The 17752-nt window shown below is 58.4% G+C and carries 8 protein-coding genes; 4 read left to right on the plus strand and 4 right to left on the minus strand.

Annotation, left to right across the window (positions count from 1 at the left end; all coding sequences use genetic code 11):
* Positions 1-93: 93 nt before the first annotated feature.
* From V9T28_RS08790 to V9T28_RS08805, 4 genes are all read left to right on the plus strand, one after another.
* Positions 94-1284, plus strand: a complete 1191-nt coding sequence (locus V9T28_RS08790; protein WP_116399777.1) for a serine hydrolase domain-containing protein — start codon at positions 94-96, stop codon at positions 1282-1284.
* A 197-nt stretch (positions 1285-1481) separates the two neighbouring features.
* Positions 1482-6221: a beta strand repeat-containing protein gene (locus tag V9T28_RS08795; RefSeq protein ID WP_158554669.1), complete on the plus strand. Its 4740-nt coding sequence runs from the start codon at positions 1482-1484 to the stop codon at positions 6219-6221.
* A 138-nt stretch (positions 6222-6359) separates the two neighbouring features.
* Positions 6360-9365, plus strand: coding sequence for an NF038122 family metalloprotease (locus tag V9T28_RS08800; protein ID WP_147306361.1), 3006 nt, complete (start codon positions 6360-6362; stop codon positions 9363-9365).
* 105 nt (positions 9366-9470) lie between these two features.
* Positions 9471-12329 (plus strand): NF038122 family metalloprotease, encoded by a 2859-nt coding sequence (locus V9T28_RS08805; protein ID WP_116398613.1) that lies wholly within the window; start codon positions 9471-9473, stop codon positions 12327-12329.
* Between the two features lie 149 nt (positions 12330-12478).
* Here V9T28_RS08805 and V9T28_RS08810 read toward each other — a convergent pair whose 3' ends face one another.
* The 4 genes from V9T28_RS08810 to V9T28_RS08825 all read right to left on the minus strand — a co-directional run bounded on the left by V9T28_RS08810 (position 12479) and on the right by V9T28_RS08825 (position 17750).
* Positions 12479-13501 (minus strand): glycosyltransferase family 4 protein, encoded by a 1023-nt coding sequence (locus tag V9T28_RS08810; RefSeq protein WP_147306362.1) that lies wholly within the window; start codon positions 13499-13501, stop codon positions 12479-12481.
* A 102-nt stretch (positions 13502-13603) separates the two neighbouring features.
* Positions 13604-13999 (minus strand): hypothetical protein, encoded by a 396-nt coding sequence (locus tag V9T28_RS08815; protein WP_116398615.1) that lies wholly within the window; start codon positions 13997-13999, stop codon positions 13604-13606.
* A 12-nt stretch (positions 14000-14011) separates the two neighbouring features.
* Positions 14012-16000 carry a glycosyltransferase gene (locus V9T28_RS08820; RefSeq protein ID WP_339071848.1) on the minus strand — a complete coding sequence of 663 codons (1989 nt, stop codon included), beginning with the start codon at positions 15998-16000 and terminating at the stop codon, positions 14012-14014.
* Between the two features lie 400 nt (positions 16001-16400).
* A complete protein-coding gene (locus V9T28_RS08825; RefSeq protein WP_158554670.1) occupies positions 16401-17750 on the minus strand; it encodes an FkbM family methyltransferase in 1350 nt (449 codons plus the stop codon).
* Between the last annotated feature and the right edge of the window lie 2 nt (positions 17751-17752).

The raw sequence follows: 17752 nt of genomic DNA on the forward strand, positions 1-17752 counted from the left end.
CGCGTACACATGCAAAACAATCAGGGAATTGCCGCCGGCGCCTGTTGCGTCGGCAGGACCAAAACGCCCGGATCCGACCAAAAGAAGGCAATCATGACCGATCAACCGATGTTCCGCGATCCTGTCCACCCCGGCGCCTCGGTCATTCCGCGTGATGCGTGGGACCGGGCGCCTTGGAACCGCTGGACCTTTCAACATGTGCGCGAGATGGTGCCAACCGCGCAGGTGTGGCGCGGGCCGGGGCCGGCGAGTCCGTTGCCCGAGGCGTTGCACGATATCGACGCGATCGGCTTCGAGACCGATGGGGTGGGCAGCACGATCGCCGGCTTTATCGATACGAGTTTCATGGACGGCATGCTCGTCCTGCACCGCGGCCAGATCGCGGCCGAGCGCTACCTCAACGGCATGACGCCCCGGACGGCGCATCTTTCGCAGTCGGTCGCGAAATCCGTGGTCGGGACGGTGGCCGGCATCCTTTGCGGGCGCGGGATGGTCGATCCGGCGGCTCTAGTGACCGACTATCTGCCGGAATTGCAGGCGACGGCCTATCGCGGCGCCACCGTCCAACACATTCTCGACATGACGAGCGGTGTCATCTTCGACGAGACCTATACGGCGCCCGACTCCCATATGGCGAAGGTGGACGCCGCGTCGGGCTGGAAAGACCGGCTCAATCCGACTTGGCCCGCCACCGTTTGGGAGCTGATCCTCACCCTGACCGAGGCGGAATGCGCGCATGGCGCGTCGTTCCGCTACCGCTCGATCGAGACGGACGTGCTGGCGTTCGTGCTGCAGCGGGCCAGCGGGCTCTCGCTGGCCGAATTGGTGAGCCGCGAGCTCTGGGCGCCGATGGGGGCCGAGGAGGACGCCTATTTCACCGTCGATCCGGCTGGCTATGGCTTGGGCGACGGCGGCTTCAACGCCACATTGCGGGATTACGCCCGCTTCGCGCTGCTGCACCTGCGCAAGGGCGAGATCAACGGGCGGCGCATTGCTCCCGCAGCCTGGTTCGACGAAGTCCGGTTCGGCGCCCGTCCGGATTTGTTCGGCGGCGTCTATCACGAGGTGCTGCCCGAAGGCGCCTATCACAATCAGTTTTGGATCGAGGACACGGAGCGCCGCGCCTATCTCGCCCGCGGCGTCTTCGGACAGATGATCTATATCGACCCTGAGGCCGACTTTGCCGCGGTGATTCTGTCAAGCTGGCCGGAATTCGTCAGCACCGTTCGCAGCCGCACCGCGATTGCGGCGGTCAAGGCGATCCGGGATGCGTTGACGCGCTAGACATCGTTTCTTGTCATATCTTTAGCGTTTTGCTGTGCCATTGCGCGTTGTGGCGGTCGCGGAGCGGCTCTTCCTTGTTTCGATCTCGATATGCTCAAATTTGGTCATAAAACTCAATTTGGGTCTTTCGATCAAAAATACGGGCAATTTGTGATTGCGGACACATTGGCTTCACCCGAGTTAGGCCAAACGGGTGATTGACACATCCCCGAGATGCGTGGTCGGGTGAACACTATTCTTTGGGGGATTTGTGTATGCAGATTAACGCCACGTTTGCGTCGGGCTCGACTACCAATTTCGAAAGTGCCGTCAATTCCGCCATTTCCTTCTTCGACAAGGCCTTCACCAACAACATCACGTTGAACATCAATTTCAACGAAATCTCGCAGGTGGGCGGCAGCCTCTCATCGAGTTCGACAACGCTTATTAGCGACGGCTATAGCGCGATTACGACTGCGCTGAAGGCTCTCAATCAGACAACCGACCAGACCTCTGCCGCGGCTGCGCTGCCTGCGAGCGACCCGTTTGGCACGAGTGCTGCGGCCGCAGTGTCGTCCGCCGAAGCGAAGGCGCTCGGCCTGTCGCTGAACGGCTATACCGGGTCGGATGGAACGGTCGATCTCAACGACGCGGCGCTGCCGTCTGGCGATTCCTGGGCTTGGAGCCAGAACAGTGTCGGCGCCAGTCAGTACGATGCCGTCGGTGCCATCGAACACGAGATTTCCGAGGTCATGGGGCGCATCGCGGGTGTTACCGATACGAGTAGCGCACAACCCGGGACCGGATCAATTCTCGACACGCCCGAAGCATGGCACATTTATACCGACTCTGCCGGCGTAGGTGCGATTAATACGAGCACGTCGGGCAACGGCACCTATTTGTCGCTCGACGGCGGCACGTCGTTTTTGGGCCCGATCGGCGAGCAGAACGGCGGCGATTTGGCCGATTGGAAGGCCCCAAACGGTCAGGTCTTTATCGCGAACGACGCTTTCGGCTACTTCAAGCCAGGCGTAACCATGCAGGTGTCGCCCACCGATCTGCGCGAGATGAATACGCTCGGCTATAGTCTCGCACCGGAGACCCTGCAGAAAAATTATGACTCGACCGGTAAACTAACCTCCGAGACGATGGCGATCATTGACTCGAGTGGCAGCATCGACTCGGTCTTGATTGATCTCAGCGGTAGCTGGCCGTCCGTTACGGTCGGGCGCGCAGACGATCCGAACGCCAGCTCTTTTATTCAGCTCACGAGCAATGCGTCGGTGTTGTACAGCGATCAGAGCGGCACGACGACGCTCTATCAAGGCACCTCGGCCGACGAAATCATCCTCGGCGGCAACGGGGGCAATGTCACGGGCGGCTCTGGCCAGAATGACTTCCTTGCCTTTGGCAACAGCGTGCTGACGGCTGGGACCGGCGGTTCGGGCACCAACACATTCTATGTTTTGGGAGGCAATCCGCGGTCCGACACGACCGTTGCCGACGCTTCGCAGCTTACCGGGAACAATAGCACCTTCTATCTCCTTGCAGGTGCGACCACTACGATCTCAGGCTCGAACGACGCGATCTACGCGGAAGGACCTATCGGGAATACCGGCGGCGTCGTTCGGGTGGCTGGCGCGTTTGACTCGGTGAACGTTCTTGAGAATGGCGAGCAGGTCACGATTGGCGGCAACGGCCAGGCGTACGCTGCAAGCACGGATGACGTCGTTACCTTTGGATCAGGCAACAATGGCGTCGTCACGAATGGCACGGTTAACGTGTCCAATAATTCGCACGTAGATATATCCGGCCTCAATACCGAGGTGTTCGCTCAGACGAACGATACGGTCGGTGTCCAGGGAGCGTCAGGTACTGTCGTCGTGCAAGGGAGTGGCGACGTCATAGGGGTCAGCAATACCAGCGGGTACACGCCTAGCGTTGCAAACGAGGATCACATCCAATTCCAAAATTTCAACAGCGGTACGGTGAATGTCGGGGATAATTTGTACGTCGATATCTCTGGCAGTGCGCTGTCCGTGGCCACTGGCAGCAACGACACTATCGATGTGCATGGTTCCGGAAACACAATCAATGCCAATGGCAATAGCGACGCAGTTTCCGTGGATGGAACCGGCGCACCGTCGTCCAGCAATTTAACCGGGACGGTCAATTTTAGCGGGACCGGGGGCAAGTTAAACGTACTTAACGGAAATGTATTGAATGGCTTCTCTTTTCTTCGTGTGACGGGCAATGGTCTCACCATCTCTGCAGTGAATAACAATACGCTTAATGTGGGCGGCAGCAATGATGTGGTGAATGTAACCGGGACCGGCGACGTCGTTACAATAGGCGGAAATGGCCAGGCGACCAATGCTGCAACCGATGACACCATCAATTTCTCTGTCGCGGGCGGCACATTGAATGTAACCGACAATTCCCACGTTGACGTTACCGGAGATTTCCTGTCCGTGATGACGGGCAATAACGATACAATTGGCGTGACCGGGAGTAATGGCGAGACAATTAGCGCGAACGGGGCCGGCGACGTCGTAACGGTGAATAGTAACGTACTGCTAACGAGTTCCATCGCTATGGATATCATCAGCTTTGGCAGCTCCGGTGGCACGCTGAATTTCGGCAACAACGCCCGTGCTCATGTCCTCGGTAACAATCTTTTCGTTACAGGCGGCAACAACAATGCGATCAACGTGGATGGTACCGGCGAGACGATCAACATCAGTGGAATTGGCAACTCCGTAACCGTGGGGGACGACGCCCAGCCGGCGCCGTCCAATCCGAGCGATACTGTTGCTTTCAGCAATTCCGGCGGGACGCTGAACGTTGCTGACAAGTTCGCCGTCCAGGTGAGCGGAAACAATATCAAAGTTATCGGAGGCAATAACGACACGATCGGTGTGACCGGGAGTTCCGACACGGTGAACGTGAGTGGCACTGGTGATACCGTGAGCGTGGGCGGCAACGGGGCGGCAGCCAACGCAGCGACCGACAACATCGTCACATTCACCGGATCTGCTGGGACGCTCAATATATTGGATAATACCCACACCGATGCCCAAGGCAACTCATTGAGTGTTTCGGTGGGCAGTAGCGACACGGTCGGCGTGACCGGGAGTTCCGACACGGTGAACGTGAGTGGCACCGGCGATACAGTGAGCGTGGGCGGCAACGGAGCGGCGGCCAGCGCGGCGACCGATGATGTGGTCAATTTTGCCGCGGCGAGTGGAACACTGAGTGTGTTCGACAATTCCCATGTCGATGTGAATGGTAATCAGCTTTCTGTTTCCGGAGGCAATAACGATACACTCGGTGTGACAGGCACGAATGATACGGTGGCCGTGAACGGCGGCGGTGACGTGGTGAGTGTTAGCGATGCCAGCGACATTGTGACGGTCGGCGGCAATGGGACTGCGGCCAATGCAGCGACCGATGACACCGTGACATTTGCCGGATCGAGCGGGACGCTCAAGATGCTGGACAATGCCCATGCCGATGCTAAGGGCAGTTCTCTGACTGTTTCGATCGGCAATAATGACACGATCGGCGTCACGGGAAGCTCCGACACAGTGAGCGCGAGCGGCAGCGGCGATACGGTTACAGTGAGCGGCAACGACACCGTCGGCGTGCAGGGCAGTAACGATGCGGTCTACGCGAATGGCAATAACGACGTCGTATCGATCGGTGGCAATGGCAGTACGTTCAGCTTTTCGAATGACGACAGGGTGACTGTCGCCGGTACAGGCACCACTGTGAACGAACTCGACAACTCCCATGTCGATGCGGACGGCAACAATTTTGCCGCGAATGTAGGCACGGGCGATACGCTGGGCGTGCATGGCGGTGGCGTCACAGTCAATGCCGCCGGCAACAACGATACGGTGTGGGCCGGTGGCAATGGTAGCACGTTCAGCTTCGCGGATGACGACACCGTCACGTTCGCCGGAACGGGCGACACATTGAACGAAGCCGACAATTCCCATGTCGACGCAGCCGGCAACAGTTTTTGGGTGAATGCGGGCACCGGCGATACGGTCGGCGTGCATGGCGGCGGTATCACGGTCAATGCCAACGGCAACAACGACACAATTTGGGCCGGCGGCAACGGCCAGGCGTTCAGCTTCGCGAACGACGATTCAATCCATTTCTACGGCACCGGCACCACGCTGAACGAATTGGACAATTCGCATATCGACGGCTTCGGCAACAATCTTTGGGTGAACGCGGGGACAAACGATACGCTCGGAGTGCAAGGGAGTGGCATCACGGTCAATGCCAACGGCAACAATGACACGGTGTGGGCCAGCGGCAATGGCAGCGCGTTCAGCTTTGCCACCGACGATTCCATTTATTTCCACGGTACTGGCGGCACGCTGAATGAGGCTGACAATTCGCATGTCGATGCTTCCGGCAATGGGGTGCGGGTGAATGCCGGGAGTAACGATACGCTCGGCCTGCACGGTAGCGCGATCACAGCCAATGCCAGCGGCAACAACGACACGGTGTGGGCTGGCGGTAACGGCCAGGCGTTTAGTTTTTCCACCGATGACGCGATCAATTTGGGCGGCTCGGGGGGCGTCGTGAATGAATTCGACAATTCGCATGTCGACATCTCGGGTAATGGTCTGACTGCCAATGTCGGTAACAACGATACGTTTGGCGCGCACGGCAGCAGCGACGTGGTGCATGCGAACGGCAATGGCGACACGGTCTGGCTCGGCGGCAACGGCCAGAACGCGTCGGCGCATGATGCCGTCTATTTTGCAGGCTCGGGCGGCGTGCTCAACCTTGCCGACAATTCGACCGTCGATGCGACCGGCAACAATGTGTGGGCGAACCTGGGCAACAACGACACGCTTAATCTTTTTGGCTCAGGTGATGGGTTCAGTGCGTCGGGAAGCGGCGATGTGGTGTGGCTGAATGGCGTGCGTGTCAGGTAGAAGGGGCTAGAAGCGCCGTTGCGGCATGGGCGCGCGGGCAGCGAACGCAGGTTCGGCATTTTTCGGGCCCAGGGCTCGAGCGTTGACTTCCGTATAGCTCCGTGATCGTCTGAATCTATTAGATTTATGGGGGTTTTGATGCAAATTAATGCGACTTTCGGTGCGGGCTCGACGACCAATTTCGAGAGTGCCGTCAATTCCGCCATTTCCTTCTTCGACAAGGCCTTCACCAACAACATCACGTTGAACATCAATTTCAACGAAATCTCGCAGGCGGGCGGCGGCCTCTCGTCGAGTTCGACTGAGCTTATTAATGACGGCTATAGCGCGATCTCGACTGCGTTGAAGACGCTCAATCAGACAGCCGACCAGATCTCCGCCGCGGCTGCGCTGCCGGCGAGCGACCCGTTCGGTTCGACTTCCACGGCCTCGGTGTCGTCCGCCGAAGCAAAAGCGCTCGGTCTATCGCTCAACGGCTATACCGGGGCGGATGGAACGGTCAATCTCAACGATGCGGCGCTCCCTTCGGGGGATTCATGGGCGTGGAGCCAAAACAGCATCGGCGCCACGCAATTCGATGCCGTCGGCGTGATCGAACACGAGATTTCCGAGGTCATGGGGCGCATCGCCGGTACCACCGATAATGGCGCGCAAGCCGGTACGCTGCTTGACACGCCCGAGGCGTGGCATATTTACGGCGCATCCGGCAGCATCAACACCGGCACATCCGCCAGCGGCACCTATCTGTCGCTCAATGGTGGTACGACGAACCTCGGTGCGATTGGCGAAACGGGTGGCGGCGACCTCGCCGACTGGACCGATCCGATCAATGCAACGAATGACGCGTTCGGCCTGATCAAGGCCGGTGCGGTCATGCAGGTGACGACGACCGACCTGCGCGAGATGAGCACGCTCGGCTACAATCTCGCGTCCGAGATTTCGCAGCAGAATTATGATGCGAGCGGGAAACTGCTCGGCGCGACGGTCACGGTGGTGGATAGTCAACAAAACGTTGATACCGTGCAGATCGGGTTCGGTGCGACGGCCACGACGGTGACGTTTTCCGATCCTGCCTATCCGAATAGCCCGCAAACCTATGCGGCAGGTGCCGGCGCGCTGGTGCTCCTGAGCAGCGGGGGCACGGAGGTAAACATATCGTCCGGCTCCACTACGAACGAAGTTATTATCAGCGCTGGAAGCGATAGTGTTACCGGTGGCTCGGGAGCGAGCCTTATTTTGAGCCTGGGTTCCGGCATCTATAGAGCCGGCTCCGGTACAACCCAGTTCGCTCTTTTGAGCGGAAACGGAGAGGTTCTAGCGAGCAACAGTTCCATTTCGCTTGGCGGGGGATGGAACGGTTTTGTCGAGGGCTCGGGAGACACGATCACGACACTTGGCGGTCTTGGCGGGGGGCGTCCCGACGTGATCGGCTCCTCGAATAATGTGACCTCGACAAATGTGAACGACTTTATTGAGGTCGGCGACGCTGCCGGCACCACCTCCGCCAATAATGTCGTCCATTTCAACGCGGGCGGCGGCACGCTGGCGCTTCTCGACAACGCACAGGCAAACGTCTACGGAGACCACCTTACCGTCTATGTTGACAACAGCAGCGATTCGCTAGCCTTGCAGGGCAGCGGCGATAACGTGACCGTGGATACGAGCAATGTCTCGATTTCTGTAGGCGGCAACGGCGGTGCTGCCGGCGTTGCCACCGATGACACAGTGACATTCGACGCAAGCGGCACGTTGAACGTCAGCGACAACTCCCATGTTGACGCGTATGGAAGCTCCGTCCTGGTCACGGCGGGCACTAACGACACCGTCGGCGTGCAGGGCAGTAACGATGCGGTCCATGCCAATGGCAATAACGATATCGTGTCGATCGGTGGCAACGGCGGTACGTTCAACTTCTCGAATAACGACGGGGTGACTGTCGCCGGCACAGGCACCACTGTGAACGAACTCGACAATTCTCATGTCGATGCGTACGGCAATAATTTTGCGGCGAACGCGGGTACGGGCGATACGCTCGGCGTGCATGGCGGCGGCATCACGGTCAATGCCTCTGGCAACAACGATACGGTGTGGGCTGGTGGCAATAGCAGTACCTTCAGCTTCGCGGATGACGACACGGTCACGTTTGCCGGTACGGGCGGCACATTGAACGAGTCCGACAATTCGCATGTCGACGCAACCGGCAGTAATTTTTGGGTGAATGCGGGCACCGGCGACACGGTCGGCGTGCATGGCGGCGGTATCACGGTCAATGCCAGTGGCAACAACGACACGGTCTGGGCCGGCGGCAACGGCCAGGCCTTCAGCTTCGCGACTGATGATTCTATCCATTTCTACGGTACCGGCTCTACGCTGAACGAGTTCGACAACTCGCATATCGACGGCTTCGGCAGCAATCTTTGGGTGAACGCTGGGACGAACGATACGCTCGGGGTGCAAGGGAGCGGCATTACGGCCAATGCCAATGGCAATACTGACACGGTGTGGGCCAGCGGCAACGGCCAGGCGTTCAGTTTTGCCACCGACGACTCGATTTATTTCCACGGCACCGGCGGCACGCTGAATGAATCCGACAGTTCGCATGTCGATGCTTCCGGCAATGGTGTGTGGGTGAATGCGGGGAGCAATGACACGCTCGGCTTGCACGGCAGCGCCATCACGGCTAATGCCAGCGGCAGCAACGACACGGTCTGGGCTGGCGGCAATGGCCAGGCGTTTAGTTTTACCACCGACGATTCGATCAATTTGGGCGGCTCGGGCGGCGTGGTGAACGAATTCGACAATTCACATGTCGACATTTCCGGTAACGGTCTGACCGCCAATGTCGGTAACAACGATACGTTTGGCGCGCACGGCAGCAGCGACGTGGTGCATGCGAACGGCAATAGCGACACGGTCTGGCTCGGTGGCAACGGCCAGAACGCATCGGCGCATGATGCCGTCTATTTCGCGGGCTCGGCCGGCGTGCTCAACCTTGCCGACAATTCGACCGTCGATGCGACCGGCAACAATGTGTGGGCGAACCTGGGCAACAATGACACGCTCAATCTCTTTGGCTCAGGTGATGGGTTCAGTGCGTCGGGAAGCGGCGATGTGGTGTGGCTGAATGGCGTGCGTGTCAGGTAGAAGGGGCAGGACCGGGGTCCATTGACCCCGCATAGCTGCATGATTATGTGAAATCCATATAGCTGCATGATTATGTGAAATCCATTAAATTTAAAAGGGGTTATAATGCAAATTAATGCTACGTTCGGCACGGGCTCGACGACGAATTTCGAGAGTGCCGTAAATTCCGCCATTTCCTTTTTCGACCAGGCCTTCACCAACAACATCACCTTGAACATCAATTTCAACGAAGTCTCGCAAGCGGGCGGCGGCCTCTCGTCGAGTTCGTCAACGCTTATTAACGATGGCTATAGCGCGATCACGGCTGCGCTAAAGGGGCTCAATCAGACGACCGACCAGACCTCCGCTGCGGCCGCTTTGCCGACGAGCGATCCGTTCGGCTCCGGTGCGACAGCCGCGGTGACGTCCGCCGAAGCGAAGGCGCTCGGCCTGTCGCTGAATGGCTATACCGGATCGGATGGAACGGTCGATCTCAACGATGCGGGGCTGCCGTCGGGCGATTCTTGGGCATGGAGCCAAAACAGCGTCGGCGCCAATCAATTCGATGCCGTCGGGGCGATCGAGCACGAGATTTCCGAAGTCATGGGGCGCATCGCCGGCTTCACCGATACGAGTAGCTCGCAACCCGCCACCGGATTGATCCTCGACACGCCCGAAGCATGGCACATTTATACCGGCACAGGCACGATTAACACGGGCACATCAGGCAACGGCGCTTATTTATCGCTCGACGGGGGCAAGACGAATCTCGCCGCGATTGGCGAAACGGGCGGCGGTGACATCGCCGATTGGGCCGATCCGAACAACACAGCGAACGACGCATTCGGCTACCTCAAGGCGGGCGTGGATATGCAGGTATCGTCTACCGACCTGCGTGAGATGAATGCGCTCGGCTATAGTCTCGCACCAGAAACCCTGCAGAAAAACTACGATTCAACCGGCAGGCTAACCTCCGAGTTGATGACGATCATCGACTCGAATAAGAGCATCGACACGGCCCGGATCGATCTCACCGGTGGCTCGCCGAGCGTTACGGTCGTGCGCGCAGACGATCCGGGCCCCGGCTATTCTTATTCGCCGACGAGCAACGCGTCGATATTGTACAGCGATTCGAGCGGCACGACGACGGTCTATCAAGGCACCTCTGCCGACGAGATCATCCTCGGCGGCAATGGGGGCGATGTCACGGGCGGCTCCGGTCAAAATAGCTTCCTTGCCTTTGGTAACGGTGTGATGCGGGCAGGGAACGGCACCAACACATTCTACGTTTTGGGAGGCAGTCCGCAGTCAGACACGACAGTTTCCGATGCGCCGCAACTTTATGGGAGCAACAGCACCTTCTATCTCTACGCCGGCGCGACTGCGACGATCTTGGGTTCGAACGACGTCATTACGGCGGAGGGATCGCTTGGGACTACCGGCGGTGTCGTCCGCGTGGTTGGTTCGTCGGACTCGGTAACCGTGATCGGGAATAACCAGGGAGTCGCGATCGGCGGCAATGGCCAAGCGTCCAACGCAGCGACTGATGACGTCGTTACCTATAGTGCCGGCACCACCAATGGCGGGGTTGGCGTGTACAATGGCTCGCATGTCGACATATCCGGCACCAATGTCTATGTGTACGCGCATGCGAACGACACGGTCGGCGTCCAGGGTTACGGCGACGTTGTCTTTGCGGAAGGCGATGGCGACGTCATCTCGATCGGTGGCAACGGGCAAGCGTATAACTCCACGACCGACGATCAAGTCGAGTTCACGAATACCAATGGCGGCACCGTGAATGTGACCGACAATTCCCATGCGACGGTTTTCGGTAACAATTTCACGGTCAATGCCGGCAACAACATCACGCTTGGTGTGGTCGGCAGCAACGATATCGCCAATGTCACGGGGAACAATGATTCTGTTTGGGCGGGCGGTAATGGCCAGGCGTTTGCCTTTTCGACAGACGACACGATCAATTTCAGCGGCACCGGCGAAAGCTTGAACATCTACGATAACTCGCACATCGACGCCTATGGCAACAACCTATGGGTCAACGCTTTCAGGAATGTTACGGTCGGCGTGCACGGCAGCAGCGAGACGGTAAACGCGAACGTGGGCGGTACAGATACCGTCTGGATTGGCGGCAACGGCCAAGCGTTCAGCTTTGCGACTGACGATTCCGTGCATTTCTATAACATTCTAGGCGGCACCGTGAACGAATTCGACAATTCGCACGTTGATGCCTATGGCAACGGCCTGTCGGTGACAGCGGGCACGAACGACACGCTCGGCGTGCAGGGGAGTGGCATCACGGTCAATGCCAACGGCAACAACGATACGGTTTGGGCCAGCGGCAACGGCCAGGCGTTCGGCTTCGTGACCGACGATTCGATTTATTTCCACGGAACCGGCGGCACGCTGAATGAATCCGATAATTCGCATGTCGATGCCTATGGCAACGGATTGTGGGTGAATGCGGGGAGCAGCGACACGCTCGGCGTGCATGGCAGCGCCATCACAGCCAATGCCAATGGCAACAACGATACGGTGTGGGCCGGCGGCAATGGCGCGACGTTCAGCTTTGCCGACGACGACTCGATCAATTTTGGTGGCTCGGGCGGCGTGGCGAATGAATTCGACAATTCGCACATCGACGTTTCCGGCAATGGTCTGATCGTCAATGTCGGCAGCAATGACACGCTCGGCATGCGCGGCACCGCCGATAAAGCCTATGTGAACGGAAATAGCGATACGATCTGGATCGGCGGAAATGGCGCGAATGCGACGTCGGCGTCGAATTATGACTATGCCTACTTCTTCGGCGCGAATAGCGCACTCAATGCCGTCGACAATTCGAGCATCGGCATGGGGAGCTATGCGGGCAGCGCTGTTGCGGTCGCTGTTGGGAACAATGTCACGCTTGTGACCTTCGGTCCTTACGTGATCAAAAGCCAGGGAAGCGGCGATCAGATCGTGTAGAAAAAGGCGTTAGACCAAAGGTCGCGAGAAGCGACCTTTGGACCACTTTTCATTTTTCGCACTCGCCTTAAAAAGGTGAAAAATGAAGAAAGGTACCAACGGTCACTCTTGGTGACCGTTGGTATTACGAGTGGAAATGCGCGGGCTGATCAGCCCGCGCCTCGGCGAGCCCGGATCTGGGTGAGAAGCGTTGCTGCTTGCGGAATGTCAGGCTCGGCCCATAGTGCGCCCTCATACCGTGTATAATTGTCCTGAGGATCGAGCGGAACGACCAGGCGGTAGTCAACTGTTCGAACTTCCGGCCGGCACGCAATGTCGGGCGCTAAGCCCCAGCCCGTCGCGATCACCGAGGCGCCGGCCTGTGCCGCTTCGGCGAGTTGCAAACCGTAGCCTTCGCTGCGGTGGAGCGAGAGATAGGTATCGATGGACGCGTAGAAATCGCGCAAGGGCCAGCTCTGCGTGGAGCCGTCGATCAGCGTGACGCGCTTGTCATCGCCAATGAAGCTTTTGAGATGGGCGAGCAGGCGCGGGTGTTCTTCGCCGTCGAAGCATCGCAGTAGCAACCGCACGTGAGTATCGTCTGCCGGAAATGCGGCGCGAAAGGCGTCGATCGCGGCGGTTGGGTTCTTGCGCGCATAATTCGAGGCAAAGGAAAACCCAAATCCCGCGACATAATCATCCGGCGCAATGCCGTAAGTCGCACGGATAGCGTTTTTCTTCGACGTTTCGTATCGCGCCATGGGGTCGCGATCGACAGGATATGGAAAGCACTTAATTGCACCGCGAAATCCGGGCAGTTCCGCGACGAGTGTGTCGAAAACAAATGGACTTGGAGCCCAAATCTCGTCGCAGTGTCCGGCACCCTCGCGCCAATCGTCAGAGATCTTTTGTAGTTCCCACACCCAATTGCCGATGACCGTGACTTTGCTAAGCACCGATTCATCAAATAGCGTCAGCGCCCGCGTGAACAAAGGCGGGTTGAGATGGATAATCAGATCCGAAACGCCTGCAGCATCAAGGTCGGTTGGTTCGAGTAGGTTTCCGGGCGGAAGATTGATGGGTATTTGTAATGCGTTGGAAAGATCGACTACATAGACAAAGATCCCCTTCTCGCGCATGTCGCGAACCATCAGTTCGGCGCCGCGCTGCAATCCGCAACGCGTTCGAAACAAACCTGCGATCGCGACGCGACTGCCCGTAAACGCTTTAGGGTCAGACTTATATGCAGCCATATCTGCTCTCGCTCACTTCCAAACGAAATGCCTTCTTCAGCTTTATTCGCCCACTTTTCCCATCCGCTCCAAATGCCCGAAAATCGTTCTCTCCGATTGCTCGATCCGTTCAAGAAGCGACTTTTCGCATTGTTCGATACGTGCCAGGAGGATTTGGTGTCGCTCGGCCTGTTGCGCAATCTCTTTGCGTAACGCGGATGCGGTTTCCGTCAAAACGTCCAGGTTCTGCGCGTGTAGTCTGGAATAGGAGTCAAAGCGCTGGGAGATGTTGGCTGCGTGATCGAGCGCTTCCATGTTCTTTTGAAGGAGTCTTTGATGGTACGTGTCGTTTTGCTGAGATAGTTCGGCAATCCGGTCAAGCACTTCGGTGCTTCTTGAGCCGAGGGCGGTTTGCCATTGGAGGAAGTTCGCGAGTTTCAATTTAAGGTGGCTCAGCACGTCTCGAAATCCTTAATTGGCGGCGGTCTCTGGCGTACGATCGAGTTGCAGGGCGTCGCACAGCTCGCGTGCATAAGTTGCGAAACTGCGGCTTTGCATGAAGTTCTCCCGTTCGGGCTCGATCGTTTCGCGCGTAGTGCCGCATGCATGAAGGCTTGCCAGTGCGTCGGCAATCATTTGGGGGCTTAGCGTATCGGATATGGTGCGCACATAACTCAATCTGACGTCGATGGCTTCCGCCAACGTGACGTTGGCAACGGAAGGCAAGCCCGCTATCGCGGCATCTAGCAGCGCTGCCGAGACGCTCCCGAATCCGTGCTTGCGCAACTGCACACCGAGGTCGGCCCCGATAAGATAATCGCGATAGACGTTTTCTGGGACATAACCTGTCTCGAACTGCACATCGGGCGTTAGTCCGAGTTCGGCAACGCGCGCGCGCAATCCTTTACCGTCATCACCGAGATGAACAGTGTCGCCGACAAAATGCAGACGAGCTGGGATGTTCGAGGCTCGCAGCAAGGCGAGCGCCTGGACCAATTCATCGGCCCCCTTGTTCTCATGCACGAAGCCAAAGGTTGCGATCAGAACGTCACCGTCCGCGATACCAAGCCGTCTCCGCGCCGCTTGGCGTTCCGTGGCGCACAATTGTGTGCCGTCCAACGGCCGCATAGCGCAGAAGGGCAGGCAGACCGGCGCTAAGCTATACCGCTGTTGCATTTCACGGACAGTGACCGGCGAATGCACAATCAGAGGCGAGGCGCTCTCAGCCATTTCACTCAGAAACAGAGCTTTCAGTTGGCTTTCATCGGTCAGCCAAAGGTTCAGTTCCTCTTCGCTCACCGGACGTCCAAGTTCGTGGCTGGCCAATCGCAGCGCGGCCTTCCGTCCCTTCAACGTCGCATAAAAACCAAGCATGCGTGCGTCATGAGCAATCGCTGCGCCGCCATAGTCGCGCAAGAAGTCGAAGATTCGTACATGAAAATCAGAATTGCCGATGACGCCGATCACCCGATCATAGCTCGGCAGAAGATGCGGCAGGCGGCCGAGCGGAAGGAGGCGGGTGGCGTTGGGCACCGGCACAGGGTTGGCGGTCTCGCTAAAAACGTCAAGTTCGACGAATTTGCCGAACTCGGCGCAGGTGCTGGCGGTATAATCGGCAACCCCCGAACGGTCTGGTTGCACAGGCGATAGCAGGGCGACGCGCGGCTTCCGCCGCCCCACGACGGCGGGCGTAACAGGCACTTGGCGTGCTTCGATCCGTTCCATGAACGGGGCCCAGAAGCGCTCGCCGACGGCGGCAGCGCTGAATTTGGGCCAGACGGTATTTTGTGCGGCGATTGTCGCTTCGCTTGCCGCTTGATCGGCGCGCAGGTGTTCAAGCTTGGCTCGCAACGTCTGGTCGTCGTCTGGGGGAAAGCGCAGCGCGGAATCTTCCACAAGTTCAAGATGCGCCGGAATGTTGGACACAAGGCATGGAACGCCCGCGGCCATCGCTTCGATGACAGGGATCGAGAAACCCTCATCATGCGACGGGCAGATGATGACGCTTGCATTGCGATAGAACGATATGAGTGCAGTATCGTCGACCGGACCTGGCACAACTACGAGATCGGCGCGTCCGCCCATGTGCTCTGCAAGGGCGCGAAATTTCTCTGCCCAATGTTGATCATAGCCGCCGCCGATGACGAGGGGTACACCGTCGCCGCTTTGCAAGGCACGGCTTGTGGCATGGGCGCGGATCACGACCTCAGGATTCTTGCGCGGATCGCCGCCTCCCATCACCAGGATATGCTTCTGTACCTGCGGTGGCGCGGCTTCACTTGCGAAATTCTCAAACGGCGAAGGTAACGGGCAGCCCGTCACGTGAATCTGCGCAGCATCGACGCGAAGCAGTTGCATCAGATCCACTGCTGTCGCCTTCGAATTGCTGGCAAAGAGATCGTAGCGTCGCAACCAGCGCATGGCCGAAGCATATTTTAGCCGCTCGCTGCTTTCGCGCAAATATTGTTCAGGTCGGCGGTAGGGAATGAAATCGTGCACGACGCTTAAGCGCGTCACCTGCTCATCATCGACGAAACGTGCGGCAAAGAGCGGATCGTGAGTCATCGGCGAAAGCGAGATAAATCCGTCCGGGCTGCCGTTTTCGCGCGGTCCGAAAGCATAGCCATTCCAGATCACTGCATCGAGGAGATCGCGCGCTTCGGGAATGACGGGCGGCAGAGAGGGCGCAGCAAGTCCAACGAGACGCAAGCCACGTTCGCGCGGCATCTGGCGCAGCAGTTCCAATCCGAACCGACCGACCCCGCGGCGCGCGTAATTCGGATCCTGCAAACTGCGCGTGTCCACGACAATGGTTTTCAAATCTAAATTCGTCCTTTCAAATTCCGCGGTGCAATCGTATCTATCCTGAAGATATTACATTATTATTCGCATTGTGATTTTCGGCTTTGACGCTCCCCGAATGGCCGGCGTCGAGCGCCAGGGTCATGAGGGCGACCTCCATCTCTTTCGCCAGGCGTCGAAGTTCGTCATCCCCGTTCACTTTGCCGCGCACGCCGGTCAGAATCTCGTGGCGTTCGTGTAGGAGACGTTGTTGCACATCGGCCACGATCTCGTCGCGCAGGCGCAAGAGCCGGACGTCGGCTTCCGGCGATATTCCGCCATAGAGCGCTGCCGCTTCACGGCGCAAAGCATCTTGACGAAGGCGCAGATCGTGCAATTGCGCGTTGATCTCCGCCGTCAAAAATCCGCGCAGGCGCCGTGCGATCGCTCGTACCACGGGGCGAACGGGCGCGTAAACCAGCCGCGCGAGGCTGCGGAGCAAGCCCCGGCGCGGCGGCGGCGCAGGTGCGGTTTGGGCTGCCGGTTCCGAGTTTGGAGAAGTCATCATTCGCGCAATCCGATGCTCCATATGTTTGATCGCTGCAATAAACTGCTCGCGTTCGAGGCTTAGCGCCTCTTTGACGGCCCGAGCCGTGTGCAATTCACCCTCAAGCGCCTCTTTGGCGGATTGGGCTGTCCGCTGTTCGTCTGCAACGCGGGCTGCAAGCTCGTCGCGCTGCGCGCGCATGTCGTCCAGCATGCCCCTTGGCGCCATGTCATAGCGCATGGCGTTGTCAAGCACGTTGACCGGCGCGCTAAAATGCTGCTTGAGACGATCGTGCTCCTCTTCCGGGACATAATAGCAATTGACCCCGTCGAAGTGGACCCGCATATAGCCTTGCTCGAGGAGTATCGGCTCCCAAGCCTCATTTGCGAGAATGTTGCTCCAGGTCTTGGTCGCCTCGAAGATCAGCACGCGTGGCCGCAGGTTGCGCCAATTGGTCGAACGCACGATGACCTCTTCCGCGCCCTCGACATCGATTTTGATGAAATCGATGGGCCGGCCTTTGGCGTGATCGCGGACGATGTTTTCGAGCGTGTCGCATGGAATGCGGCGTCCGCCGCTGGCTTCCGGATCGACATGCGACAGGCCGCCATCCTCGGTATCGTCGACAAACGATACCTCGCCCTTATAGTCCATCACCGCCATGCGCAGATTGATGTCGCGCGGGCGCTGTGCGGCGAGTTCTTCAAAAACGGGGCCGGGCTCAATATTGATCCCGCTCCAGTCGCGGTCATAGAGCGCCTTGGTTACCGAGCCGTGGACCGGATGATAAGCGCCGACGTCGACGTAAAAGCCCGTGCCCTGTCCACCGAAAACGCGCGCCAGCAGGACATCTTCGTAATTTTGGGCATAGGAGATGAACATCA

The organism is Methylovirgula sp. 4M-Z18 (assembly GCF_037890675.1).
GTDB lineage: Bacteria > Pseudomonadota > Alphaproteobacteria > Rhizobiales > Beijerinckiaceae > 4M-Z18.

Excerpts from the sequence above, each read along its gene's own strand:
- V9T28_RS08790 (WP_116399777.1), top strand. The coding sequence starts at position 94 with ATGACCGATCAACCGATGTTCCGCGATCCTGTCCACCCCGGCGCCTCG.
- V9T28_RS08800 (WP_147306361.1), top strand. The coding sequence starts at position 6,360 with ATGCAAATTAATGCGACTTTCGGTGCGGGCTCGACGACCAATTTCGAG.
- V9T28_RS08805 (WP_116398613.1), top strand. The coding sequence starts at position 9,471 with ATGCAAATTAATGCTACGTTCGGCACGGGCTCGACGACGAATTTCGAG.
- V9T28_RS08825 (WP_158554670.1), bottom strand. The coding sequence starts at position 17,750 with ATGTTCATCTCCTATGCCCAAAATTACGAAGATGTCCTGCTGGCGCGC.